The organism is Streptomyces sp. NPDC057623, from assembly GCF_042800355.1.
In the GTDB taxonomy this organism is placed as follows: domain Bacteria; phylum Actinomycetota; class Actinomycetes; order Streptomycetales; family Streptomycetaceae; genus Streptomyces.
The window spans coordinates 1-25,799 of sequence record NZ_JBHVGZ010000083.1 but is presented as its reverse complement, the minus strand read 5'-3'; the positions used below and the strand labels follow the sequence as shown (position 1 = coordinate 25,799).

Genomic DNA, 25,799 nt, shown 5'->3' with positions numbered 1-25,799 from the left:
CGCTCGGCACGCCCCGCGAGCGGATCCCGCACGTCTTCGAACGGCTGGAGAAGGCGTCCGCCGAGCCCGCCTACCGCGGCTGTCCCTACCTCGCCGCACTGGTCGAGCTGAAGGGCGGCCGCCGCAGCAGCCGCCCCGCCGTCCCCGCCGTCCCGGTCGTCCCTCAGCTCGCCACCGCGAGCGCCCCGACCGCCGGAGTGCGCAGCGTCCGCCGGGCCGTGGCCAGGCTCGTGCCCAGCGTCACCGCCGCCGCGACGGCGGCCACCGTGATCCCGATGCCGTAGACCTCGCCCGGCAGTACCTCGTCGGTGCGGACCACGGTGAAGGGAACGACCCCCGCCAGCGCGGCCAGCGTGCCGAAGAAGACCCCCGTGACCGTCAGGATGAGCCCCTCGGCGCCCACCGTCCCGAGCACCTGCCCCGGGGTCGCCCCCGCCAGGCGCTGCTGGCCGAACTCCCGGACGCGGTAACTCGTCGCGGCATACAGCGAGTTGACCAGCATCACGCAGACGAACACCACGATGATGCCGACGACCGTGAAGTTGAGCGTCTCCAGGTTCTTGGCCTCGACCGACTTCGTCAGACCCGAGGCCGCCATGGCGTCGCTCTCCACCGCCTGCATGGTGAGCGTGGCCGTGGGCACCGCCGTGAACAGGATCAGCGACATCAGGATCCCGGCCAGCTGACCGGCCCGCTCCCGCAGGTTCCGTACCGCGAGCCAGCCACTCGCCCCGTTCAGCGGCAGCCGGTCCAGGACGGCTTCCAGCAACCGCGGCGCCAGCAGCGCGAACCCCACCGACAGCAGGATCGCCCCATAGGCCGGCGGTGCCATCAGGGCCGAGTCCGTCGCCGAGAACACGAAGGTGGAGGAGGCCGACGCCGCCCCGGCGACCAGCGCGGCGTACGCGAGGAACTTGCGTGCCCCGCCCCGCCGTTCATGCCCGCGCGTCGCCCGCCGCACGGCGAGGAAGGCGGCACCCGCCGACGCGAGCAGCGTGATGTCGATGCCCGTCATGAACGCGATCGGGCCGAAGGAGGGGGCGACGGACTCGGCCACCTGGCCGCTGTCCTGGAACACCTCCAGCAGCGCCCGGCCGCCCAGCATCGCCGGGCCGATCGCCAGCGCCGCGCCCACCAGGGCCACGACCACCGCCTCGCCGACCACCATCCGCTTGAGCTGCGCCGGAGTCGCCCCCGAGCAGCGCAACAGCTCCAACTCGGCCGCGCGTTGCCGGACGTTGACCGTCAGCGCCGAGGCCACGGCGAAGAACACCAGCAGGGTGCCGTAGCCGCCGACGACGCCCGCCGCGGTGGACAGCGTCTCCGCGCTGGTCGGGTCGACGCCGTCCTGCGCCGCCGTGTCGTGCATCGAGTTGAACGTCATGATGATCGCCGCGCCCAGGAACGCGGACAGCAGCGTCGCGAGGAACCGCCCGGGGCGGTGCCGGATCGACCGTATGGCCAGCAGGAACATCGCTCACACCTCCATCGCCACGTTGTCGCCCAGGTGCGCGAGGCGTTCGGCCACCGCGTCCGCCGTCGGCGCGTCCATCCGGCCCGCCAGCCGGCCGTCCGCCAGGAACAGCACCGAGTCCGCGTACGAGGCGGCGACCGGGTCATGGGTCACCATCACCACGGTCCGGCCGTGCACCCGCACCGCCTGCTGGAGCAGTCGCAGCACATCGCGGGCGCTGCGCGTGTCCAGGGCGCCCGTCGGCTCGTCCGCGAAGATCACCCGAGGCTCCGTCACCAGCGCGCGGGCGATGGCCACGCGCTGCCGCTGACCGCCGGACAGCCGGCCGGGCCGGTGCCCGAGCCGGTCGCCCAGGCCGACGGACGCCAGCACCTCCCGGACCCGCTCGCGATCCACGCGCTGTCCGGCCAACTTGAGCGGCAGCACCGTGTTCTGCGCGACCGTCAGCGTCTCCAGCAGGTTGTACTGCTGGAACACGAACCCGATCCGCCCGCGCCGGAACTTCGTCCGCTCGGCCTCGCCGCCGGCGGTCAGCTCGGTTCCGTCCACGCACACGATGCCGCTGTCGGGCCGGTCGAGACCCGCCGCGCAGTGCAGCAGCGTGGACTTGCCGGAACCCGACGGCCCCATCACCGCGGTGAACGTGCCCCGCCCCAGACCGAGCGTGACCCCGTCCAGCGCGGTCACGGCACTGTCCTGCGCGCCGTAGGTCCTGGTGACCCTGACCAGCCGGAGCGCCTCGGCGGCGGGTCCCTTGTCGTGCGTACGCCGCGAGCCTGTGCGAAACATCGTCATCACTCTCCGTCCGGCACTCCCTGTGCCCTACCGAAGAAGCTACGGAGACGGCGACTTGACCACATGGGGCGCAGAGCCCGTATCGCCGGGTGTACTTGGCGACACCTCCCGACGGGGGCGCTCAGGAAGGAAGAGGCCGTTCCGGTTTTGAACTGTTTCAATCCAGCCCCTCGCGACTGGGGACTTCTGTTGGAATCTGCACGGTATTTGTCCCGATCAGCCCATGGACACCCGTCACTTCCGCCACTAGCTTCAACCGACGTTCGAGCTGAATCGATACAACTCCGAATCCAGCCGAAGGGACAACGGCATGAACGACGGAGTCGACGGCACGACCGGCAAAGGGGTGCGCCGCAGGACCGTGCTCACCACGGCACTCGGCGCGGCGCCCCTGGCCGTGGCGGGCGGGATCAGCGCAGGCGGCCCCGCGGCCGCCGCACCGGCCTCCGCCCGCACCGCGGTCGAGGGCCTGACGGCCGAACACAGAACCAACCCCCTCGGCGTGGACGCCGCCCGGCCGCGGCTGGGGTGGCGCACGGCGTCCTCGGTGCGGGGCCGCCGCCAGTCGGCGTACCGGATCCTGGTCGCGACCGCACCCGACCGCCTGACCCCCTCCCGGGCGGACGTCTGGAACAGCGGCCGCGTCACCTCACCGGACTCCGTCGCCGTGCGCTACGACGGCCCCGCCCTGCACGCCGCCACCCGCTACCACTGGACGGTGACGGTCTGGGACGAGAGCGGCCGTGCCGTCCCCGCCTCCCCGACCGCCCACTTCGAGACCGGCCTGCTCAGCACCGACGGCACCGCCGGCTGGGACGGCGCCCGGTGGATCACCATGGCGGGCAAGCGGCCCCACACCCCCGGCGCCCCCCTCCTGCGCCACCAGACCCGCCTGACAGGGCGTCACGTACGCGCCGCCCGGCTCTACATCTCCGCCCTCGGCGTGTACGAGGCCCACGTCAACGGCCACCGGGTCGCCGTACCGCAGGACGGCGGCACCACCCATGAGCTGCTGGCCCCCGGCTGGACCAACTACGACAGCACCGTCAACTACTTCACCTACGACGTCACGGACCTGGTCGCGGGGGAGCGGCACCGAGGGCAGGTCACCCTCGCCGCCGTGCTCGGCAACGGCTGGTACAACGGCCGGGTCTCCGAGAACAGCGCCTACTACTCCGCCGACGGCAACCCCCTGGCCCTCAAGGCCAAGCTCCTCGTCCGCTACGCCGACGGATCCGAGCAGACGATCGTCACCGCACCCGGCGACGACTGGAAGGCCACGGACACCGGCCCCTACCGCGCCGACGACATCTACGACGGCCAGACCTACGACGCGCGCGAGGAACTGCCGGGCTGGACGGCGTCCGGCTTCGACGCCTCCGGCTGGGCCGGCGTGAGCGAGCACGACTTCAGCTCCAGGTTCCCCGACGCGAAGCTGGTCGCCCATCCCGGCGAGAGCGCCCGTCTGGTGCCGCGATGGGATCGCAGGCCGCACTCCGTCACCGTCTACACCGGTGTCACCGGCCAGGAGGGCAGCCCCAACGGCAAGGGCCGTATCGTCGTCGACCCCGCCCGCACGGTCACCGACCCGGGCTCGGCGGCCACCGCAGCCGTGACCCTGAGCCCCGGCGAAACGGCCGTGATCGACCTCGGCCAGAACATGGTCGGTGTGCCCCGCTACACCCTGCGCGGCCCGAGCGGCGCCCGAGTCGAACTCAGGCCGGGGGAGATGCTCAACGACGACAGCGCGGGCGCGGACGGCCCCGTCGGCTCGGTCTACCGCGCCAACCTCCGCACCGCCAAGGCCACCAGCACCTACGTCCTCAAGGGCGACCCCGACGGCGAGACGCACGAGGACTCGCTGACCTTCTACGGCTTCCGCTACGTGTCCCTCACCACGACCGAGACCGTCACCCTCACCCGCTTCACCGGCCGGGTCGCGACCTCCGCCCTGCGTGACATCGGCACCGTCACGACCGACGACGCCGACGTCAACCAGCTGATCAGCAACGTCCGTTGGGGCCAGCGCGGCAACTACCTGTGGGTCCCGACCGACTGCCCCCAGCGCGACGAACGCCTCGGCTGGACCGGCGACACCCAGCTCTTCTCCCAGACCGGCCTCTACAACGCCGACGCCGTGAACTTCCTCAGCCACTTCGAGGACACCCTCATCGACTCGCAGAAGACGTACGGACAGGACGGCGCGCAGTTCACCTGGGTGGCACCCGGCTCCCGCTACAACCAGCCCATTCCCGCGAGCGGTTGGGCGGACTGCGGGGTCGTCGTGCCCTGGACGGTGTGGCAGATGTCGGGCGACACCACGCTCGTCGACCGCAGCTGGGCGGCCATGACCACGTACATGGACTGGATCCGCGAGCGCACCGGAGACAGCTACGCCGGACAGGGCGCGATCTTCGGCGACTGGCTGGCCTTCCAGGACACCAGCACCCAGCTCATCAGCGACGCCTACTACGGCTACAGCGCCCGGCTGATGGCCGACATGGCCCGCGCCACCGGCCGCACCGCCGAAGCCCGCGCCTACGACGACCTCTTCGCCCACATCAAGCGGGCGTTCGTCACCAAGTACCTGGCCACCGACGCGAGCGGACGCGTGAGGGTCCGCTCCAGCCTCGGTGACGCTCCGCCGACCGGCGGCAGAACGGAGGACGACAGCCAGACCGCCCTGCTGTGGGTCCTCAAACTCGGCTTCTACGACACCGAGGCCCAGCGCCGCCAACTGGTCGCGCTCCTCGCCGACAACATCGGCAACGACGAGGCGTACAAGCAGGCCCACCCCGACAGCACCCGCGTGAAGTACGGGGAGAACACCCTCTCCGTCGGGTTCCTCGGCGTGAACGTCCTCGCTCCCGTCCTCACCGACGAGGGCCGCGTCGACCTGGCGTACCGGCTGCTCCACCAGGACGCCATGCCGTCCTGGCTGTACTCGGTGCGCAACGGCGCCACCACCGTCTGGGAGCGCTGGAACTCGTACTCGAAGGAGGACGGCTTCGGTCCGGTCGACATGAACTCGTTCAACCACTACTCCTACGGCGCGATCATGGAGTGGATGTACGAGAGCATGGCGGGCATCGCCAAGGACCCGGCCCACCCGGGATTCCGGCACTTCTTCCTGCGCCCGCACCCCGACCCCACCGGACGGGTCACCCAGGTCGCGGGCTCGCATCTCTCGCCGTACGGCGAGATCGTCAGCGAGTGGCGGACGGACGGCCGGAAGCTGACCTACCGGGCCGCGGTCCCCGCGAACAGTACGGCGACCCTGCGCATCCCCACCGCGGACCCGGCCACGGTCCGTGAGGGCCGGACACCCCTTTCCCGGGTGCCGGGCGTGGACCACCTGGGCTTCGAGGGCGGGACCGCGAGCTACCGGCTGCCTTCCGGCCGCTACCAGGTGACCGCCGCCCTCGGCTGACCTGCGGTCCCCCGTGTGACGGAGCCGGGCCGGGGAACCCGGCCGGCATGGACGAGCCGACCCGCACCCACGCCTCGTACTGGATCGAGACGGCGCCGCCCGGCGACCTCGCACCCCCGCCGGACGGCGACCTCACGACCGACGTCGCCGTCGTGGGTGCGGGCATCGCCGGGATCGCCACCGCCTGGGAGCTGGCCCGGCGGGGGCGCCGCGTCGCCCTGCTGGAGGCGGACCGGATCGCCGCCGGCGTCACCGGGCACACCACCGCGAAGCTCACCGCCCAGCACACCCTGATCTACGACCGGCTCCGCCGCACCCGCGGCAAGGACGGCGCCCGCCTGTACGCCACCTCGCAGACGGACGCGATCCGGCATGCCGCCGAGGTCGCGGACGAACTCGGCATCGACTGCGACTGGGAGGAGACGGCGGCCTACACCTACACCGAGGACGGCGACCGCACCGACGAACTGCGGGCCGAGGCCGACGCGGCCCGGGAGGCGGGCCTGACCGCCGAGTACCTGACCGACACCGACCTGCCCTATCCGGTGGCGGGCGCCGTCCGCGTCGAGGGCCAGGCGCAGTTCCATCCCCGCCAGTACCTGCTGGGGCTGGTCGCCGATCTCGAGCGCCACGGCGGCCAGGTGCACGAGCACACGCGCGTGGTGGGACTGTCCGAGGGCGACCCCTGTGTGCTGACGACCGAGGACGGGGTGAAGGTGAGGGCCGGGACCGTCGTGGTCGCCACCCACTACCCGATCTTCGACCGGGCGCTGCTGTTCACCCGCCTCTCGACGCGGAGGGAACTCGTCGTCGCCGCCCCCATCGACGCGGTCGCCGCCCCGAGGGGCATGTACATCACCCCCGGACAGAACACCCGCTCGGTGCGCACGGCACCCTACGCGGACGGCCACCGCCTGCTCGTCGTCACCGGCGAGCACTTCACCCCGGGCACGGGCGTCGACGTCGAGGCGCGCTTCGCGGCCCTGGCCGACTGGGCGACGGACCGCTTCGGGGAACTCACCTTCACCCACCGGTGGGCCACGCAGGACAACGACTCCACCGACTCCGTACCGCTCGTCGGCCCCCTGCACCCCGCGAGCCGGCATGTCCACGTAGCGACCGGCTTCGGCGGCTGGGGACTCAGCGGCGGCATCATGGCGGGCCGTCTCCTGTGCGACCTGGTCACCGGCCGCGAGAACCCGTGGAGCGAGCTGTACGACCCGCGCCGGGTGATGTCCGTCGTCCGCGAGGGCAAGGACTTCGTCAAGCACCAGTCCGACGTGGCCCGCCACTTCGTCGGCGACCGGATCCAGCACCTGCCGGGCCCGTCGGCCGGCTCGGTGGACGACATCGCCCCCGGCGACGGCGCCGTCGTCCACGTCTCCGGCAAGCGCTGCGCCGTCCACCGCGACGAGGACGGCGACCTCCACGCCGTCTCCGCGAAGTGCACGCACCTGGGCTGCCTGGTCGCGTTCAACCGCGCGGAGCGGACCTGGGAATGCCCGTGCCACGGCTCCCGCTTCGACCCTGAAGGCCGTGTCGTGCAGGGGCCCGCCGTACGGCCGTTGGAGCGGCGCGACATCTGAGCCGACCCGCTCAGTCGCCGACCAGGACGACCTCCAGGGTGCGCGGGCCGTGCACCCCCTCGACCCGGTCCAGCTCGATGTCGCTGGTCGCCGAGGGGCCGGAGATCCACGTCAACGGGCGGGCGGGATCGAGGTGTTCGAGGGCCTGCGGGACGGACGACACGACCTGCTCGGGGACCCTTACGACACAGATGTGGTGATCGGGGACGAGCGTGATGCGGCGGCGGCCCTGGTCGGGGGAGCCGTCCAGGACGATGGTGCCGGTCTCGGCCACGGCCACCGCACATGCCGTGACCACGCTGTCGACCCGGTCCAGTTCGTCCGGGGTGCTCCGCGGCCGGTCCTCGATCCGCTCGGCGTCGGTCGCCGCGAGCCACTCGGACTCCAGCCCCGGCGGCACGAGCACCGTCTTCGCGCCCCGCGCCGCCAGCATCCCGGCGAGCGTCGCCGCGAGATCGGCCGGGGTGCAGCGGTGCACGATCGCCCGGTAGTCCGCCAGGTTCTCGGCCAGCAACTCGACCGTCTCGGCGACGGTCCGTTCCCCGTGCTCGCGCAGATAGTCGCGCGGCACCGCCCGCTCGTACGCCGCCTTGTCGTCGTTACCGGCCTCCGGCACGTCCGCCAGCGCGCGCCGCACCCGTCCCAGGATCCGTTCCCTGCTGCTCACTTGGCGCCGTCCTTTCCGCCGTTCGTCCGCTGCCACCAGTCCCGGAACGGTTCCGCGGGCACCGGCGGCAGATCCCGGGTCCCGCTCCACGCCTTGCCCGGCCCGGGCAGTGAGCGCGGATGGAGGCGGCGCGTGCGCGAGGCGAGCCGCTGCCCCGTCCGCAGGGCGCCCGGATGGCTGAACGCCCAGCGTGCCGCCCGCATCGCGGCCCGCTCGGCGGCATGGCCCTTCGCGGGCTTCAGCACCACCTTGTTGCCGTTCGCGGTCACCTGGCCGCCCTCGACGACCCGCTCCCGCAGATGCACCAGCACCTCGGGGATGTCGATGGCGACGGGGCACACCTCGTAGCAGGCCCCGCACAGCGACGACGCGTACGGCAGCGAGGCGTCGATCTCGCTGGTCACGCCCCGGAGCTGAGGGCTGAGGATGGCGCCGATCGGGCCCGGGTAGACCGAGCCGTAGGCGTGCCCGCCGGCCCGCTCGTACACCGGGCAGACGTTGAGACAGGCCGAGCAGCGGATGCAGCGCAGGGCCTGGCGGCCGACCTCGTCGGCGAGGGTGTCGGTGCGGCCGTTGTCCAGCAGGACGAGGTGGAACGTCTTCGGCCCGTCACCGTCCGTGGTACCGGTCCACATCGTCGTGTACGGGTTCATCCGCTCGGCGGTCGAGGAGCGGGGGAGTGTCTGGAGGAAGACCTCCAGGTCCCGCCAGGTCGGCAGGATCTTCTCGATGCCGACGACCGAGATCAGCGTCTCGGGGAGGGTCAGGCACATCCGCCCGTTGCCCTCGGACTCCACGACGACCAGCGTGCCGGTCTCGGCGACCATGAAGTTGGCGCCGGAGATCCCGACCTTGGCGCGCAGGAACTTCTCCCGGAGATGGAGCCGGGCGGCCTCGGCGAGTTCGGCGGGTGTGTCGGTGAGGCCGTCCGGAGCCGGCCGGCCCCACTCGCTCATCTCGTTGCGGAAGATGTCGCGGATCTCGCCCCGGTTGCGGTGGATGGCCGGAACGAGGATGTGCGAGGGGCGGTCCTTGCCCAGCTGCACGATCAGCTCGGCGAGATCGGTCTCGTAGGCGCGGATGCCCTCCGCCTCCAGGGCCTCGTTCAGCCCGATCTCCTGCGTGGCCATCGACTTGACCTTGACGACCTCCAACTCGCCGGTCGCCTTCACGAGGTCCGCCACGATCCGGTTGGCCTCGTCGGCGTCCGCGGCCCAGTGGACCGTGCCGCCCGCCGCCGTGACCGCCTCCTCCAACCGCACGAGATAGCGGTCGAGGTGACGCAGCGTGTGGTCCTTGATCCGCTTCCCGGCCTCCCGCAGCTGTGCCCAGTCCGACACCTCCGCGACGGCCTTGGCCCGCTTGCCGCGGATGGTGTGCGTGGCGTGGCGCAGGTTGCCGCGCAGGGTCGTGTCGTGCACGGCCTCGTGCGCGGCCTTCGGAAACGCCGGCATTCCTACGAACGTCCCGCTCATACGGCCGGCTCCTCCTCCGTGCTCGCCAGGATCTCCGCGATGTGCACCGGCCGCAGGCCCGTCCGCAGCCGGGCCATCGTCCCGCCGATGTGCATCAGACAGGAGTTGTCCGCCGCGCACAGCACGTCGGCCCCCGTCGACTCGGCGTTGCGCACCTTGTCCGTACCCATCGCCGCCGAGACATCGGAGTTCTTCAGCGCGAAGGTGCCGCCGAACCCGCAGCACTCCTCCGCACCCGGCAGTTCCACCAGCTCCAGCCCTTTGACGGCCTGGAGGAGCCGCCGGGGCCGGTCGGCCAGCCCCAGCCCGCGCAGGCCGTGACAGGTCGGGTGGTACGTCACCTTGTGCGGGTACCAGGCGCCCACGTCCGTCACCCCCAGCACGTCCACCAGGAACTCCGTCAGCTCGTACGTCTTCGGCACCACCGGTGCCAGGGTCGCCGCGAGGGTGTCTCCGCGCCCCTCGGCGCGGGCCCGCTCACCCATCCGCGGATACAGCTCGCGCACCATCGCCCCGCATGACCCGGACGGGGTGACGATCGCCTCGTACTCCCCGAAGACATCGGAGAAATGCCGGGCGAGCGGCTCGGCCTCATGGCGGTAGCCGGTGTTGTAGTGGGCCTGCCCGCAGCAGGTCTGGGCCATCGGGAAGTCGACATCGACGCCCAGCCTGGTCAGCAGTTTCACCACGGCGCGGCCGGTGTCCGGATAGAGCGTGTCGTTGACACAGGTCAGGAACAGGGCGACACGCATCGCGGCTCCTTGTGATCGATCATCGGATGAGTGCAGGGTAGTGCGGGCACGCGGCCCGGGGGAGACCCCGCTCACCGCCGGGTGCGTTTCACCCTCGGGTGAGCCGGGCCTCCGCCTCGCTCCAGCGCGCCGCGTCCCCCCGCGGCTCGTACCGGGTCAGCGGCTGCGTACGGGTCAGCAGGCGCCGCCCGTCGGTGAGGTCGCCGACCAGCCCGTGGGTACGGGCCTGGACCAGGACGTTCCCGAGCGCGGCGGCCTCGGTCGGGCCCGCCACCACCGGCAGCCCGCACGCGTCGGCGGTCAGCTGGCACAGCAGGGCGTTTCGGGTGCCGCCCCCGACGACGTGCACGACGTCGACGGGATGGTCCGCCAGCCGCTCGGCGTCCCTGACGGCGCGCCGGTGGGCGAGGGCCAGCGAGTCGAGGATGCAGCGGGTGATCTCGGCGGGCGAGGCGGGCACCGGCTGCTCGGAGGCCCGGCACGCCTCGGCGATCCGCTCGGGCATCCGCCCCGGCGCGAGGAACGCCGCGTTCCCCGCGTCCACGACGGACCGCAGCGCCGGCACCTTGGACGCGTCGAGCAGCAGCGCCCCCAGATCGGGTTCGCCCCAGGCCCGTACGCACTCCTGGAGCAGCCACAGTCCCATGATGTTCCGCAGATACCGGACCGTGCCGTCCAGCCCCAGCTCATTGGTGAAGTTGGCGGCCCGGCTCTCCTCGGTGAGCACGGGGGCGCCCAGCTCCAGACCCGCCAGTGACCAGGTGCCGGTGCAGATGTACGCGAACCGCTCGCCCTCGGCCGGGACGGCGGCCACGGCGGACGCGGTGTCGTGCGACCCGACCGCCGTCACCGGCACCGGACCGCTCAGCCCGGTCTCCTCCAGCACCTCACCGCGCAGCACCCCCGCCGGGTCGCCGGGCTGCCGCAGCGGCGCGAACAGGCCCAGGTCGATACCCAGCCGCGAGGCGACGTCGTACGACCAGTCCCGCGTGCGCGGGTCGATCAGCTGGGTGGTGGAGGCGTTGGTGAGCTCGGTGCCCTGCTCGCCGGTGAGCCAGTACGTCAGCAGGTCCGGGACGAGCAACAGCCTTTCGGCGCGGGACAGTTGAGCGGAGCCCCGGGCGGCGGTCAGCTGGTACAGCGTGTTGAAGGGGGCGTACTGCAAGCCGGTGGCGGCATACAGCTCCGCCGCCGGGAGGGTCGCCCACACCTTCTCCGCGACCCCCTCCGTCCGGGGGTCGCGGTAGTGCACCGGATTGCCGAGCAGTGCCCCGTCGGCGTCCAGCAGCCCGTAGTCCACGGCCCAGCTGTCGATGCCGACGGAGTCGAGTTGTCCACCGCGGTGGGCACCGGCCGCCCGCAGTCCGTCCAGCACCCCCGCGTACAGCCCGAGCACGTCCCAGCGCAGTCCCTCCGGCACGCGCACCGGCCGGTTCGGGAAGCGGTGGGCCTCGCCCAGTTCCAGCGAGTCCGGGCCGACACGGCCGACCATGACGCGCCCGCTGGACGCGCCGAGGTCGACCGCGGCGTACGACTTCACGGACGCGCTCACCGCAGGAAGGCGGCCGCGACGCCGGCGTCGACCGGGATGTGCAGCCCGGTGGTGTGCGTCAGGTCCCCGCCGGTCAGGGCGAAGACGGCGTTCGCGACATGGTCCGGGAGCACCTCCCGCTTGAGGATGGTGCGCTGGGCGTAGAACTCACCCAGCTTCTCCTCATCGACCCCGTACACGGCGGCCCGCTTGGCCCCCCAGCCACCGGCGAAGATGCCCGACCCACGCACGACGCCGTCCGGGTTGATCCCGTTGACGCGGATGCCGTGCTCACCCAGCTCGGCCGCCAGCAGCCGCACCTGATGGGCCTGGTCGGCCTTGGTGGCCGAGTAGGCGATGTTGTTGGGCCCGGCGAAGACGGCGTTCTTGGAGGCGATGTAGACGATGTCACCGCCCAGCTCCTGGGCGATCATCACGCGCGCCGCTTCCCTCGACACGAGGAAGGAGCCGCGCGCCATGATGTCGTGCTGGAGGTCCCAGTCCCGGGCCGAGGTCTCCAGCAGCGGCTTGGAGATGGAGATACCGGCGTTGTTGACCACCAGGTCGACCCCGCCGAAGGCCAGCAGGGCAGCCTTGAAGGCCTCGGTGATCTGTTCCTCCGACGTGACGTCGACCGTCACGGCGACGGCCTTGTCGGATCCGCCGAGCTCCTCGGCGACGGCCGCGGCGTTCTCGGCGTTGAGGTCGGCGACGACCACACACGCGCCCTCGGCGACGAGCCGCTGCGCGATGGCCTTCCCGATCCCGCTGCCGGCGCCGGTCACGAGCGCGACCCGCGTCGCGAGCGGCTTGGGCTTCGGCATCCGCTGGAGCTTGGCCTCCTCCAGCGCCCAGTACTCGATCCGGAACTTCTCGGACTCCTCGATGGGCGCGTAGGTGGAGACGGCCTCGGCTCCGCGCATCACGTTGACGGCGTTGACGTAGAACTCACCCGCGACCCGGGCGGTCTGCTTGTCCTTGCCGAAGCTGAACATGCCGACCCCGGGGATCAGCACGATCGCCGGGTCGGCGCCGCGCATGGCGGGGGAGTCGGGCAGGGCGTGCCGCTGGTAGTAGGCGGCGTACTCCGCGCGGTACTCGGAGTGCAGCTCCCTGAGCCGGGCGACGGCCTCGTCCAGGGGAGCGGTGGGCGGCAGGTCGAGGACGAGCGGCCGGACCTTGGTCCGCAGGAAGTGGTCCGGGCAGGAGGTGCCCAGCGCCGCGAGCCGCGGGTGCTCGGCGCTCGCGAGGAAGTCGAGGACGACCTCGGAGTCGGTGAAGTGACCGACCTGCGGCCGGTCCTGGGAGGCGATGCCGCGGATGACCGGCGCGAGGGCCGCGGCCCGTTCCCGCCGCTCGACGGCGCCGAGCGCCGCGTACCCCTCGATCACCGGCCCGAAGGGCTCCGGCTTCCCGCGCTCGGCGAGAAACGCCTCCGCGGTGCGGATGATGTGCAGCGAGTTGCGCTCGCACTCCTCGGAGGTGTCACCCCACGCGGTGATCCCGTGCCCGCCGAGGATGCACCCGACGGCCTGCGGGTTCGCCTCCTTGACCGCGGCGATGTCCAGCCCGAGCTGGAACCCGGGCCGCCGCCACGGCACCCACACCACGCTGTCCCCGAAGCACTCGGCGGTCAGCTTCTCCCCGTCGGCCGCGCAGGCGAGCGCGATACCGGAGTCGGGATGCAGATGATCGACATGCGCCGCCTCGACGAGACCGTGCATGGCGGTGTCGATCGACGGAGCCGCCCCACCCTTACCGTGCAGGCAGTAGTCGAAGGCGGCGACCATCTCGTCCTCGCGCTCGACGCCCGGATAGACATCGACGAGCGCCCGCATCCGGTCCAGCCGCAACACGGCGAGCCCGCCTTCGGTGAGCGTGCCGAGGTCACCCCCGGACCCCTTGACCCACATCAGCTCGACGTCACCACCGGTGACGGGGTCGGTGTCGGTGCCCTTGGCGGACGCGTTCCCGCCGGCGTAGTTCGTGTTGCGGGGGTCGGCGCCGAGCCGGTGGGAGCGGGCGAGGAGGGCGGCGGCTTCGGGATGGGGTGCCATGAACTTCAGTCCTGTCTGGGAAGAGGGTGAGGGGAGCTGTTTTTCAGGGGCGCGGGGCTGTACCGATATGCGGCTCCGCCGCGTGGGCGCGACCAGCCACATCCGGCCGGCAGCCCGCGTACGACAGATCTGGGCAGACGCTCACGCCCCCCAACCGGCCTGCTCCCCACCAACACGCTCAGCCACGATCTTCTCGGCCCACCCGGACCGCCGGTACGCGGCAATCGGGTCCCCGTCGAGACCCATTTCCTCCCGCACCTCACGCAGCAGCGGCCGCACATCCGTGTTGTAGGCGTCCATCAGCACGGCATTGGCCTCCAGCACGTCACCCGAGGCCTGAGCCACAGCCAATGCCTCCCGGTCGACGAGCAGCGCCTTCGCCGTGGCCTCCTGCACGTTCATCACGGACCGGATGATCGCCGGGATCTTCGCCTCGATGTTGTGGCACTGGTCGAGCATGAACGCGACGTCGGGCGAGAACCCACCGCCACGCACGACCTCGTACATGATCCGGAACAGCTGGAAGGGATCCGCGGCCCCCACCATCAGGTCGTCATCCGCGTAGAACCGGGAGTTGAAGTCGAACCCGCCGAGCTTCCCCTCCCGCAGCAGCGTCGCGACGATGAACTCGATGTTGGTCCCCGGCGCATGGTGCCCGGTGTCGACCACGACCTGCGCCTTCTCGCCGAGCTTCAGACAGTGCGCGTACGCCGTCCCCCAGTCCGGCACGTCCGTCGAGTAGAACGCCGGCTCGAAGAACTTGTACTCCAGCAGCATCCGCTGCCCGTCCCCGAGCCGCTCGTACACCTCGGCCAGCCCTTCGGCCAGCCGGTCCTGCCGCGCCCGGAGGTCGTCCTGCCCGGGGTAGTTCGTCCCGTCCGCGAACCACAGCTTCAGATCGGCGGAGCCCGTCGCGTCCATGATGTCGACGCACTCCAGCAGGTGATCGACGGCCTTGCGCCGCACCACCGCGTCCGGATGGCAGATGCTGCCCAGCTTGTAGTCGTCGTCCTGGAAGGTGTTGGAGTTGACCGCGCCCAGCTTCACACCACGTTCTTCGGCGTGCTTGGCCAGCGCCGCGTAGTCGTCGACCCTGTCCCAGGGGATGTGCAGGGCGACGGTGGGCGCGACGCCCGTGAACGCGTGCACCTGAGCCGCGTCGTCCAGCTTCTCCCGCGGCGTACGCGGAACGCCCTGCTGGGCGAACACCTTGAACCGCGTCCCCGAGTTCCCGTACGCCCATGACGGCGTTTCGACTGCCTGGGTCTTGAGTGCGGCCTTCACCGCGGCGAGCTCGGTCACTGAGGGCTCCTGTGACATCGGGGACGGAAGTCGGACGGTAGACATCTGAACGGCTTCGCTGTGAAACGATTCAAGACGGGAACGTATGAGCCGTCCGGTGGAGTGTCAACCCCCTCGGCCCAGGCTGTTGCTCGTGACTCCCCCGTGACCTTTGTTCATCGAAACTTTTTCGACACGGACCCATTGACGTGACATGCGCTCCGTGTCTAACGTCCCGGCAACCAAGTTGAAACCTTTCACGACGCCGAGAGGGCCGTCCCGCCGGCGTCGTCGAGGAGCCCCCATGACCCACCCGTCCACCACGGGTCCGGCCCCGGTTCTGGCGCTCAGGGACATCTCGAAGTCCTTCGGCGCGGTCCGCGCCCTGCGGGACGTCTCCCTGGAGCTGTTTCCCGGGGAGGTGCATGCCCTCGCCGGGGAGAACGGCGCGGGCAAGTCGACCCTGATCAAGACGCTCGCCGGAGTGCACCGGCCGGATGCCGGCCAGGTGCTGCTCGACGGTGCGCCCGTCGTCTTCCACGGCCCCGGTGACGCCCGCGACGCCGGCATCGCCGTGATCTACCAGGAGCCGACCCTCTTCCCCGACCTGTCGATCGCCGAGAACATCTTCATGGGCCGCCGGCCACGGCGCGCCCTCGGCCGGATCGACCACAGGGCGACGCACGCCGCGACCCTGGCCCTGATGCAGCGCCTGGGTGTCGAGCTCGACCCCGACCGCCCCGCGCGCGGCCTGTCCATCGCCGACCAGCAGATCGTCGAGATCGCCAAGGCGCTCTCCTTCGACGCCCGCGTCCTGATCATGGACGAGCCGACCGCCGCCCTCACCGGCAGCGAGGTCGCCCGGCTCTTCGGAGTCGTGCGCACCCTGCGCGAGCAGGGCGCCGCCGTCCTGTTCATCTCCCACCGGCTGGAGGAGATCTTCCAGATCTGCCGGCGGGTGACCACCCTGCGCGACGGTGCCTGGATCGCCAGCGAGCCGCTGGACGGCATGACCGAGGACGACCTCGTCCGCCGGATGGTCGGCCGTGACCTCGACGAGCTGTACCCCAAGCAGGACGTGAAGCCGGGCGAGGTCGCCCTGAGCGTGCGCCGGCTGACCCGCGAGGGCGTCTTCACCGACGTCTCCTTCGACGTACGGCGCGGCGAGATCGTCGGCCTGGCGGGCCTGGTCGGCGCGGGCCGCACCGAAGTCGCACGGGCCGTCTTCGGCATCGACCGCTGGGACGCGGGCGAGGTCGAGGTGGACGGTCGCAAGCTCGTCAGCGGGGCCCCGTCGACCGCCATGGCCTCCGGGCTCGCCCTCGTCCCCGAGGACCGGCGGGCCCAGGGCCTGGTGATGGACATGTCCATCGAGCGCAACATCGGCCTCACGGGCCTTCGTACGACCGTGCGGGCCGGCCTCATGGACCGGGGCGCCGAGCGCAGCCGCTCCCTCGACTGGGCCGTCAAGCTCCAGGTCAAGTACGCGCGGATCGCCGACACCGTGAACACCCTGTCCGGCGGCAACCAGCAGAAGGTCGTCCTCGCCAAGTGGCTCGCCACCGGCCCCAGGGTGCTGATCGTCGACGAGCCCACCCGCGGCATCGACGTCGGCACCAAGGCCGAGGTGCACCGGCTGCTCAGCGAACTCGCCGCGGACGGAGTGGCCGTCCTGATGATCTCCTCCGACCTGCCCGAGATCCTCGGCATGGCCGACCGCGTGCTCGTGATGCACGAGGGCCGCCTGACCGCCGAGATCCCCCGCTCCGAAGCCACCGAGGAAACCGTGATGGCCGCAGCAACCGGGAGGGCCGCCGCATGACGGTGACCACTCCCCACGAGGCCCCTGTCACCGACGTGCCCAAGTCCAGCGGCACCCGCCTCGTCGACCGCGTCTTCAAGATGCGCGAACTCGCCATCCTGGCCGTCTTCGTGGTGATGATCGTCGTCACCCAGCTGGGCAACAGCCAGTTCCTCACCGAGCAGGGCATCAAGGACCTGCTGCTGAACGCGACGATCCTGGTCCTGGTCGCCACCGGCCAGTCCCTGGTCGTCATCACGCGGAACGTCGACCTGTCGGTCGGCTCGACGCTCGGCATCAGCGCCTTCGCCGCCGGCACCTACCTCCAGGGCGGCGGCAACCCGGTGGTCGCCGTGCTGCTGGCGATCCTCATGGGCGTCGCCTTCGGCCTGCTGAACGGCCTGCTCGTCAGCCTCGGCCAGGTGCCCGCGCTCGTCGTCACCCTCGGCACGCTCTACATCATCCGCGGCATCGACTCCATCTGGGTCGGCTCCCGCCAGATCACGGCGGCCGACCTCCCCGACGGCTTCGTCGACTTCGGCTCCGGCGGCATCTCCGCGGTGCCGTGGCTGGCGCTGATCGCCGTCGCCGTCCTGGTGGTGACCGCGTACTACCTCAAGCACTACGGCAGCGGCCGCGAGCTGTACGCCCTCGGCTCCAACCCCGAGGCCGCCCGCCTCGCCGGCATCCCCGTCCGCAAGCGGATCCTCGCCGCGTACACCTTCTGCGGTGCGCTCGCCGGACTCGCGGGCGCCATGTACCTGGCCCGGTTCGGCAACGTCGACTCCGGCACCGGCAACGGCTACGAACTCACCGTCGTCAGCGCGGTCGTGGTCGGCGGCGTCGTCTTCACCGGCGGCTCCGGCAGCGTCTACGGCGCGGCGCTCGGCGCGCTGCTGCTGACCTCCATCAACAGCGTGCTGCCCGCCCTCGGCGTCAGCTCCGTCTGGGTCCTCGCCATCAACGGCATCCTGCTCATCCTCGCCATCGCGGTCGACCGGATCGTCGCCCTGCGCGTGGCCAACGCCCTGAAGAAGAGGAACGCCCGCCATGGCTGACTTCTCCCTGAGCCGAGCGATCCGGTGGGACACGGTCGTCGGTGCGCTGCTGATCGTCGTGCTCCTGCTGTCCTTCACAACGGTCGACGGTTTCGGAAACGCTCTCAACCTGTCGTTCCTGATCGGAAACACCCTTCCGATCGCGATGATCGCCCTGCCGATGACGCTCCTGGTCGTCTCGGGCGAGATCGATCTCTCGGTCGCCTCCACCGCCGGTCTCTCCGGTGCCGTGATGGGCGCGCTGTGGAATCAGGGCATGACGATCGAGACGATCATCCCGATCTGCCTGGTGCTCGGTGTGGTGTGCGGACTGATCAACGGTCTGCTGGTGACCAGGCTGGGACTGCCGTCCCTCGCCGTCACCATCGGCACCCTCGCCGCCTACCGGGGCATCGCGCAGATCATTCTCGGCTCCGACGCGGTGACCGACTTCCCCACCCAGTACCTGGACTTCGCGGCCGGACGCATCGGCGACACCTTCATCCCGTACGCCCTCCTGCCCTTCCTGGTCCTGCTCGCGATCGCCGTGGTCGCGCTGCACGCCACCCCGTTCGGACGGTCGGTCTTCGCGACCGGCGCCAGCGAGGAGGCCGCGCGGTTCGCCGGCATCCGCGTCAAGCGGCAGAAGCTGATCCTGTTCACGGTGACCGGCCTGATGGCCTCCCTCACCGGGATCTTCTGGGCGCTGCACTACGCCAGCGCCCGCTACGACAACGCCACAGGGCTCGAACTCTCCGTCGTGGCTGCCGTGCTGCTCGGCGGCATCGACTTCGACGGCGGCAGGGGCACGCTGGGCGGCGCCATCGCGGGAGTCTTCCTGCTCGGCGCGCTGCAGAACGTGATGAGCCTCCAGGACGTCTCCGCCCAGTCGCAGATCGTCGTCACCGGCGTCCTGCTCGTCCTCTCCGTGCTCGGCCCCCGGGTCGCACGCCAGATCTCCGTCGCGAGGGCAGGGCGTAGAGCCGCCTCAGCGCCGGTGTCCAAGGCGCCCAGTCCGACCTCGTAGGTCCAAGGCGCCCACGGACGACCTCGTAAGCCCACGCCCGTTCACCCTCGTTAAGGAACCCACCATGCGCAAGGCATCCATCCGCCGCACCTGCGCGGCCCTCGCGGCCGTCACCTCCCTCGCCCTGGCCGTCACCGCGTGCGGCGGTACCACCAAGGAGGACGTCAAGAGCGAGGGCGCCTCCGCCGCCACCGGCGGCAAGGCCGACCCGAACGCCGAGCTGAAGAAGGGCCTGACCGTCGGCTTCCTGCCCAAGCAGGTCAACAACCCCTACTTCACCTCCGCCGACAAGGGCGGCGAGGCGGCCCTGAAGGAGCTGGGCTCCAGCTACAAGGAGGTCGGCCCGTCCAGCGCGACCGACACCGCCGGCCAGGTCTCCTACGTCAACACGCTCACCCAGCAGCAGGTCGACGCGATGGCCGTCTCCGCGCAGGACCCGGGCGCCCTGTGCACCGCGCTGAAGCAGGCCATGAAGAACGGCATCAAGGTCGTCACCTACGACTCCGACACCACCGCCGACTGCCGCAACGCCTTCGTCTCGCAGGCGTCCGCCGAGGACCTCGGCCGCACCGAGGTGCAGCTGCTCGCCGAGCAGATCGACTACAAGGGCGAGATCGCGGTCCTGTCCGCCGCGCAGACGGCGACGAACCAGAACGTCTGGATCGACTTCATGAAGCAGGAGCTGAAGGACCCCAAGTACAAGGACATCAAGCTGGTCAAGGTCGCCTACGGTGACGACGACGCCCAGAAGTCCTTCCAGCAGACCCAGGGCCTGCTCCAGGAGTACCCGAACCTGAAGGGGATCATCTCCCCGACGACCGTCGGCATCAAGGCGGCCGCCCAGTACCTGTCCGGCTCCAAGTACAAGGGCAAGGTCAAGCTGACCGGCCTCGGCACCCCCAACGACATGCGCAAGTACGTCAAGAACGGCACCGTCGAGGCGTTCGAGCTGTGGGACCCGGCGAAGCTGGGCGAGCTGGCCGCGCGTACCGCTGTCGCCCTGTCCTCCGGGCAGATCACCGGCAAGGAGGGCGAGACCTTCAAGGCCGGCGACATGGGCGAGTACACCATCGGCAAGGACGGCGTGATCAGCCTCGGCAAGCCGACCGTCTTCGACGCCAAGAACATCGACCAGTTCAACTTCTAGACCCCGGAGGGTCGTTGATGCAGCGCGTGTGCTTCCTGCTGAAAGTCCGTCAGGACCGCCTGGACGAGTACCGCGAGCGGCACGCCGCCGTGTGGCCGGAGATGCTCGAAGCGCTCTCCGCCACCGGCTGGCACAACTACTCGCTCTTCCTGCGGGAGGACGGCCTCCTGGTCGGCTACCTGGAGACCGAGGACTTCGCCGCCGCCCAGGCCGGCATGGAGGCCGCCGAGGTCAACGCCCGCTGGCAGAAGGAGATGGCGCCGTTCTTCGAGTCGCTGGACGGCGCCCGGCCCGACGAGGCCATGAAACCGCTGACGGAAGTGTTCCACCTCGCCTGATCCCTCCCCCTCCCGTACCTCGCCGACAACGGAGTCTCCCGAGATGAAAAGACGTACGCTGCTGGGCGCCGCCCTCGCCGGAGCCGTGATGACCCCCGCACTGGCCTCGGGCACCGCCCGTGCCGCCGACCCCGGCCCGTCCCTCACCCTGACCGGTACCACCACGCTCGACACCCAGGCCATCTTCTTCGTGTCGTACGACGGTCTGGTCAACAACAACTCCTTCCAGAAGAACGGCCTGCTGACCTACAAGGGCTACCAGTACGCGGTCTGGTACACCGCCGACCGCAACGCCGTCGTCGGCCGCCGCGCGCTCGGCTCCAGCACCTGGTCCACGGTCAAGGTCGGCCACACCCTGCGCTACAACGATTCCCACAACGTCATATCGATGGGGATCTCGAAGGTCGACGGCCGCCTCCACCTCAACATGGACTCGCACAGCGACGGCTTCACCTACGTCAAGTCGGTCGCCGGACTCGTGGACAACCCGGCCGGCCTCAGCTGGATCGCGAGCCGCTTCGGCGCACCCCAGTCCACGCTGGACGGCCTCGCGCTCACCTCGCAGTTCACCTACCCGCAGTTCGTCTCCACCCCCGACGGCAAGCTCCAGCTCAGCTACCGCGTCGCCATCTCCGGCAACGGCCGCAACGCCCTCGCCGAGTACGACGGTTCGACCTGGACCAACCTCGGCGAGTGGAGCAGCTCCACCGGCACGTACACCAGCGAGCACGGCTCCTCGACCGCCCGCAACATGTACCTGCACGGCATCGACTACGACAGGAACGGCCGGCTGCACTCCTTCTTCACCTGGCGTGAGCAGAACGGCGCCGTGATGTGCAACGGCGGCGGGATCAGCAACCACGACACCGGCTACGTCTACTCCGACGACCGCGGCCGCACCTGGCGCAACAACGCCGGTGCCGTCGTCGGCACCACCGGCGGCTCCGACAAGGTCGCCGTCACCGACAGCGGCCTGGTGATCGACGCGATCAACGCGGACCACTCCCTGATGAACCAGGAGAGCCAGTTCACCGACTCCGCCGGCCTGCCGCACGCGATCATCAGCTACGTCCCTGGCCGCTTCGGCCAGTGCACCACGAACTACGTCGCCGACCGCACCGCCAACGGCCGCGCCTTCCACGTCCGCAAGAACTCCTCCGGCACCTGGCAGAAGACCGAGATCCCGGTCCCGCTGAACTCCAGCCAGCGCACCAAGCTGATCCTGGACAAGTACGACAACGCGTACGCGGTCTTCCCGTTCTGCCGGATCGCCGGAGCCTCCAAGGCCTCCGGATACACGGACTGGACGGTGCTGTACGACGGCGTCACCACGGGACTCAACGCCTTCGGCGAGGTCGTGATCGACGAGACGCGCATCGCACAGGACAACTTCCTGTCGATCATGTACCAGGAGAAGTCCAGCGGTACGACGCCCTCGGCGCTGCGCAACCTCAACTTCCGCCTTCCTGCCTGACCACAGCCGTTGTGGGCGGCATGACGGTAATGTGCCTTCCCGCCGCCCCACGTCTTATCGAGTCTTACTGGAGGTCCCTGCCCGATGACCCAGTCGGTGGGTATCAAGGACGTCGCCCGCGCCGCCGGAGTGTCCGTCGGCACGGTCTCGAACGTCATCAACCGCCCGGACGCGGTCGCGACCGAGACCCGGGCGCGCGTGCAGTCCGCGATAGACCGGCTGGGGTATGTCCGCAGCGAGTCCGCGCGCCAGCTGCGCGCGGGCCGCAGCCGGATCATGGGGTTGCTCGTCCTCGACATGGGCAACCCCTTCTTCGTCGACGTGGCGCGCGGTGCCGAACGGAGCGCGCGCGACGCCGGTCTCGGCGTGATGGTCTGCAACAGCGCACAGAGCGCGAGCGAGGAGGCCGACTACCTGTCGCTCTTCGCCGAGCAGCGGGTGCGGGGCGTCCTGCTGACCCCGGCCGACGCGACGGGCCGCAACATCGAGACGTTCCGGCGGCACAACATCCCCTTCGTCCTCGTCGACCGCGTCGCCGAGGGCACCACCGAGTGCTCGGTCTCCGTCGACGACGTCGCGGGCGGCGCGCTGGCCGTGCGCCATCTCGTCGACGCCGGGCACCGCTCCATCGCGTACGTCAGCGGCCCGCCCGGCCTCAACCAGGTCCGCGACCGCCGCACCGGCGCCCTGAACGCGCTGGAGGAGGCCGGCCTCGGCCCCGAGCACTTGCGCGAACTGCCCACCGAGCGGCTCGACGTCGCCGCCGGCCGGGACGCCGGCGCCCGCCTGCTGGGCCTCGCCGACCGCCCGACCGCCGTCTTCTGCGCCAACGACCTGCTCGCCCTCGGCGTCCTCCAGGCCATGTACGCGGCCGGCACAAAGGTTCCCGACGACCTCGCGATCGTCGGCTACGACGACATCGAGTTCGCGGCCGCCGCGGCCGTCCCCCTCACCTCCGTACGGCAGCCCGCGGTCACCATGGGCACCCTCGCGGCGGAGATGCTGCTGGAGGAGACCGAGGAGGAGACCGGGACGAAGCGGCACGAGCACCGCCGGGTCGTCCTGCAGCCGGAGCTGGTGGTACGGCGGTCCAGTCTGTCGGCCCGCTGATCCGCCGTTCAGTACGATCTCGTGATCCTGGGGCTCGGTCGCCGGACGAACATGTGCTGAACTGGGACGCGGCCCGAAAAACCATCCGTCCCGGGAGCCCTGTTGACCGCCAGTTACCGCCAGCCCGGCGTCGTCCTCACCGACCGCCACTTCACCGTGCCGCTCGACCACGACGCCCCGAAGGGCGAGTCGATCGAGCTCTACGCCCGTGAGGTCGTCGCCACCGACAAGGCGCACCAGGACCTGCCGTGGCTGGTCTACCTCCAGGGCGGCCCAGGCTTCGGGGCCAACCGCTTTGTCGGCAAGGGCGCCTGGCTGGGCCGCGCCCTCAAGGAGTACCGCGTCCTGCTCCTCGACCAGCGCGGCACCGGGCACTCCACTCCCGCCAACCGCCAGACGCTCCCGCTGCGCGCAGGCCCCGCCGAACAGGCCGAGTACCTCACGCACTTCCGCGCCGACTCGATCGTCCGCGACTGCGAGGCGATCCGCCGGGACGTCACCGGAGGCGCCCCCTGGACCGTCCTCGGCCAGAGCTTCGGCGGTTTCTGCACCGTCAACTACCTCTCCACCGCTCCCGAGGGCCTGACCGCCGCCGTCGTCACCGGCGGCCTGCCCTCCCTCGACGCGCACGCCGACGACGTCTACCGCGCGGCCTACCCGCGCATCGAGCGCAAGGTCGCCGCGCACTACGCCCGCTACCCGCAGGACGTCGAGCGCGCCCGACGCATCGCCGACCACCTCCTCGCGGGCGACGTGGTCCTGCCGAACGGCTACCGCCTGACCGCCGAGGCCTTCCAGTCCCTCGGCATCGTCCTCGGCGGCAGCGAGGGCAGCCACCGGCTGCACTACCTGCTGGAGGACGCCTTCGTACGCACCCCGCGGGGCCAGGCCCTCTCCGACGCCTTCCAGGAGGAGGTCCAGGGCCTGCTGTCGCACGCGAGCCACCCGCTGTACGCCCTCGTCCACGAGGCGATCTACGGTCAGGACGCCCGCCCCACCGCCTGGTCCGCCGAGCGTGTGCGCGCCGAGTTCCCGCAGTTCGACGCGGCCAAGACCCTCGCGGGGGACGGCCCCGTGCTGTTCACCGGGGAGAGCGTCCACCCCTGGATGTTCGACTGCGACCCGGCGCTGCGCCCGCTGCGCGAGACCGCCGAACTCCTCGCCGCCCGCACCGACTGGACGCCCCTGTACGACCCGGCACGCCTCGCCGCCAACGAGGTGCCGGTCGCGGCGGCCGTCTACCACGACGACATGTACGTCGACACCGCCCACTCCCTCGCCACCGCCCGCGCCATCCGTGGTCTGCGGACCTGGGTCACCGACGAGTTCGAGCACGACGGCGTACGGGCCGGCGGCCCCCGCGTCCTGGACCGGCTGCTGGCGCTGACGCGCGACGAGGTCTGACGGGAGTGGACGGCGGGGGATCGGGGCGCGGGCGGGGCTCATCGCGTGCTGAGCTGCCAGAACAGCCGGTTCTCCACGCATTTGGTCAGATAGGGAACGCCATCGGTGTAACCGGAGCCGTGCGCGTCGCCGAGCAGGCGCACGGCAATGCTGCGGTGGGTGGATTTCCAGCGCTGGTGCCTGGCCTCCAGCCTGCCGAGCGCCGCGTCGAGCAGCTTCCACTCGTCCTGGCCGAACGCGCCCGCGCCGCGGAGATCGAGATAGGTCTGGGCGAAGGTGTCCCGCGCGGAATTCTCCGCCTCGTCCCGCACGGCGGGCACACTCGCGAAGGCGGCTGAGTGCAGGCGCGGGGCAGGCGGACGGCCGCACAGGATCTCGAACCGCTTGTACTGTTCGGACTGAATGGCGCTGGCCCCCTGGGTGAACTGCCGGAACGTGGAGAATTGATCGGCCCGCATCGTGGCGATGATTCGGAACAGTATCGCGGCGCGCTCGAAAAGCGCGGTCGCGTGGTTTATGCGCGCCACGCCCGATTCGAGTTGCCCGGCGCGCAGCGCTCCGATCGCCGCCCGTATGTCGGTCGAGATCGCCGTGAAGAGCATTTCGTGGGTCTGGAGGAGGCGGATGAAGAAGTACTCGTCGTGCAGCACGTACACGGGATGGACGGTGACGTCGAACCACCGGCCGGCGTCCGTCGCCGGCGGCCTGGGCAACCGGTCGAGGAAATCCTCCAGGTCGACGGCGTCCGGTCCGCTGAGATCATCGCCCACGAAACGCACGGCATGGCGCAGCCGCCTGCGCAGCGTCACCGGATCCGGACGGCCGCGGGAAGGCGGCTCGGAGGACCCGCCCGCCGTCTCCAGCTCGAAGCGTATGGCGTCGGACACGAGCAGGGTGGACAGCCGCTCGGGACTCAGCCCGGAGGGCCGGTCGTCCAGGAGGAGCTCCAGGAGCGGCAGCGCGAGATAGGTCCGGTTCCAGTAGCGCCCCTCGTGTTTGTCCAGCAGGCATTCGAGAAACGCGTCGAGAAAGGAGCAGTGCATGGCATGCCTGCTTCGGATACCGCTCAACTCGGTCAGCATGCGTTCCGACAGAAAATGCTTCCCGGTCTGTCGTACGTGTTCCGTGACCACACGGGCCATGGAGATTCCGTCGAAATTTTCCCCAGAATTCATTGCCGCTGATCTCCAACCGTGTCGTTGTGGGTTCTGGGATCAACTAGGCATGATCGAAGGGCCGCACGTCATGCCTCGAATATTCGGGTCTTGACAAGAGCGCCAAGCGCCCGGAAAGCACTGGGGAGAGTGCGGGTCGTGTCCTAGCCTCGATCTTTCGTGACGGTCCGCCGACGGAGTCGGTGGGCCGTTTCGCTTTCTGTGGCTGGTGGTGGGCAGGCTGAGGAGCCGTGTGTCG

The 25,799-nt window shown here is 70.6% G+C and carries 19 protein-coding genes and 1 pseudogene; 11 read left to right on the top strand and 9 right to left on the bottom strand.

Features of this window, described 5'->3' with window-relative positions; translation table 11 throughout:
• A pseudogene (locus ACFU95_RS43985) lies at positions 1-113 on the top strand (TetR/AcrR family transcriptional regulator); the annotation flags it as partial.
• Between the two features lie 50 nt (positions 114-163).
• On the opposite strand, the gene ACFU95_RS43980 reads toward ACFU95_RS43985, so the two are convergent.
• Together ACFU95_RS43980 and ACFU95_RS43975 are read right to left on the bottom strand one after the other, a co-directional pair.
• Positions 164-1,474: an FtsX-like permease family protein gene (locus ACFU95_RS43980; protein WP_383841058.1), complete on the bottom strand. Its 1,311-nt coding sequence runs from the start codon at positions 1,472-1,474 to the stop codon at positions 164-166.
• Positions 1,475-1,477: 3 nt separating this feature from the next.
• Positions 1,478-2,263: an ABC transporter ATP-binding protein gene (locus ACFU95_RS43975; protein WP_383841055.1), complete on the bottom strand. Its 786-nt coding sequence runs from the start codon at positions 2,261-2,263 to the stop codon at positions 1,478-1,480.
• Positions 2,264-2,579: 316 nt separating this feature from the next.
• Between ACFU95_RS43975 and ACFU95_RS43970 the strand changes: the two genes are divergently transcribed.
• Positions 2,580-5,699 (top strand): family 78 glycoside hydrolase catalytic domain, encoded by a 3,120-nt coding sequence (locus ACFU95_RS43970; protein WP_383841053.1) that lies wholly within the window; start codon positions 2,580-2,582, stop codon positions 5,697-5,699.
• A gap of 47 nt (positions 5,700-5,746) precedes the next feature.
• Positions 5,747-7,285: an FAD-dependent oxidoreductase gene (locus ACFU95_RS43965; protein ID WP_383841050.1), complete on the top strand. Its 1,539-nt coding sequence runs from the start codon at positions 5,747-5,749 to the stop codon at positions 7,283-7,285.
• Positions 7,286-7,295: 10 nt separating this feature from the next.
• Here ACFU95_RS43965 and ACFU95_RS43960 read toward each other — a convergent pair whose 3' ends face one another.
• The 6 genes from ACFU95_RS43960 to rhaI all read right to left on the bottom strand — a co-directional run bounded on the left by ACFU95_RS43960 (position 7,296) and on the right by rhaI (position 15,069).
• Complete coding sequence (locus ACFU95_RS43960; protein ID WP_383841048.1) at positions 7,296-7,952, bottom strand: lactate utilization protein C; 657 nt, start codon at positions 7,950-7,952, stop codon at positions 7,296-7,298.
• The gene (locus tag ACFU95_RS43955) at positions 7,949-9,427 is read right to left on the bottom strand and encodes a LutB/LldF family L-lactate oxidation iron-sulfur protein (protein ID WP_383841045.1); all 1,479 of its coding nucleotides are present in this window, start codon (positions 9,425-9,427) and stop codon (positions 7,949-7,951) included. Before ACFU95_RS43955 ends, ACFU95_RS43960 begins: the two co-directional genes overlap by 4 nt.
• Positions 9,424-10,179, bottom strand: a complete 756-nt coding sequence (locus tag ACFU95_RS43950) for a (Fe-S)-binding protein (protein WP_383841042.1) — start codon at positions 10,177-10,179, stop codon at positions 9,424-9,426. Before ACFU95_RS43950 ends, ACFU95_RS43955 begins: the two co-directional genes overlap by 4 nt.
• An 88-nt stretch (positions 10,180-10,267) precedes the next feature.
• Positions 10,268-11,731 (bottom strand): rhamnulokinase family protein, encoded by a 1,464-nt coding sequence (locus ACFU95_RS43945; RefSeq protein WP_383841039.1) that lies wholly within the window; start codon positions 11,729-11,731, stop codon positions 10,268-10,270.
• Complete coding sequence (locus tag ACFU95_RS43940) at positions 11,728-13,767, bottom strand: bifunctional aldolase/short-chain dehydrogenase (protein WP_383841036.1); 2,040 nt, start codon at positions 13,765-13,767, stop codon at positions 11,728-11,730. The genes ACFU95_RS43945 and ACFU95_RS43940 overlap by 4 nt, the downstream gene beginning before the upstream one ends.
• A 141-nt stretch (positions 13,768-13,908) precedes the next feature.
• Complete coding sequence (gene rhaI, locus ACFU95_RS43935) at positions 13,909-15,069, bottom strand: L-rhamnose isomerase (protein WP_383841032.1); 1,161 nt, start codon at positions 15,067-15,069, stop codon at positions 13,909-13,911.
• Positions 15,070-15,352: 283 nt separating this feature from the next.
• Between rhaI and ACFU95_RS43930 the strand changes: the two genes are divergently transcribed.
• The 8 genes from ACFU95_RS43930 (at position 15,353) to ACFU95_RS43895 (ending at position 24,386) form a co-directional block, all read left to right on the top strand.
• Positions 15,353-16,870, top strand: coding sequence for a sugar ABC transporter ATP-binding protein (locus ACFU95_RS43930; RefSeq protein WP_383841029.1), 1,518 nt, complete (start codon positions 15,353-15,355; stop codon positions 16,868-16,870).
• Entirely contained in the window at positions 16,867-17,907 is a 1,041-nt protein-coding gene (locus ACFU95_RS43925; RefSeq protein ID WP_383841026.1) for an ABC transporter permease, read from the top strand. The genes ACFU95_RS43930 and ACFU95_RS43925 overlap by 4 nt, the downstream gene beginning before the upstream one ends.
• On the top strand, positions 17,900-18,913 hold the full coding sequence (locus ACFU95_RS43920) for an ABC transporter permease (RefSeq protein WP_383841023.1): 1,014 nt from the start codon (positions 17,900-17,902) through the stop codon (positions 18,911-18,913). The genes ACFU95_RS43925 and ACFU95_RS43920 overlap by 8 nt, the downstream gene beginning before the upstream one ends.
• A gap of 64 nt (positions 18,914-18,977) precedes the next feature.
• Positions 18,978-20,060, top strand: a complete 1,083-nt coding sequence (gene rhaS, locus ACFU95_RS43915) for a rhamnose ABC transporter substrate-binding protein (RefSeq protein ID WP_383841020.1) — start codon at positions 18,978-18,980, stop codon at positions 20,058-20,060.
• Positions 20,061-20,077: 17 nt separating this feature from the next.
• Complete coding sequence (locus ACFU95_RS43910) at positions 20,078-20,398, top strand: L-rhamnose mutarotase (RefSeq protein ID WP_217215229.1); 321 nt, start codon at positions 20,078-20,080, stop codon at positions 20,396-20,398.
• A 43-nt stretch (positions 20,399-20,441) separates the two neighbouring features.
• Entirely contained in the window at positions 20,442-21,872 is a 1,431-nt protein-coding gene (locus tag ACFU95_RS43905; RefSeq protein WP_383841017.1) for a BNR repeat-containing protein, read from the top strand.
• Positions 21,873-21,956: 84 nt separating this feature from the next.
• The gene (locus ACFU95_RS43900) at positions 21,957-22,982 is read left to right on the top strand and encodes a LacI family DNA-binding transcriptional regulator (protein ID WP_383841014.1); all 1,026 of its coding nucleotides are present in this window, start codon (positions 21,957-21,959) and stop codon (positions 22,980-22,982) included.
• A gap of 102 nt (positions 22,983-23,084) precedes the next feature.
• On the top strand, positions 23,085-24,386 hold the full coding sequence (locus ACFU95_RS43895) for an alpha/beta fold hydrolase (RefSeq protein ID WP_383841011.1): 1,302 nt from the start codon (positions 23,085-23,087) through the stop codon (positions 24,384-24,386).
• A gap of 38 nt (positions 24,387-24,424) precedes the next feature.
• Here ACFU95_RS43895 and ACFU95_RS43890 read toward each other — a convergent pair whose 3' ends face one another.
• Positions 24,425-25,528, bottom strand: a complete 1,104-nt coding sequence (locus ACFU95_RS43890; RefSeq protein WP_383841008.1) for a tryptophan 2,3-dioxygenase family protein — start codon at positions 25,526-25,528, stop codon at positions 24,425-24,427.
• Positions 25,529-25,799: the final 271 nt, after the last annotated feature.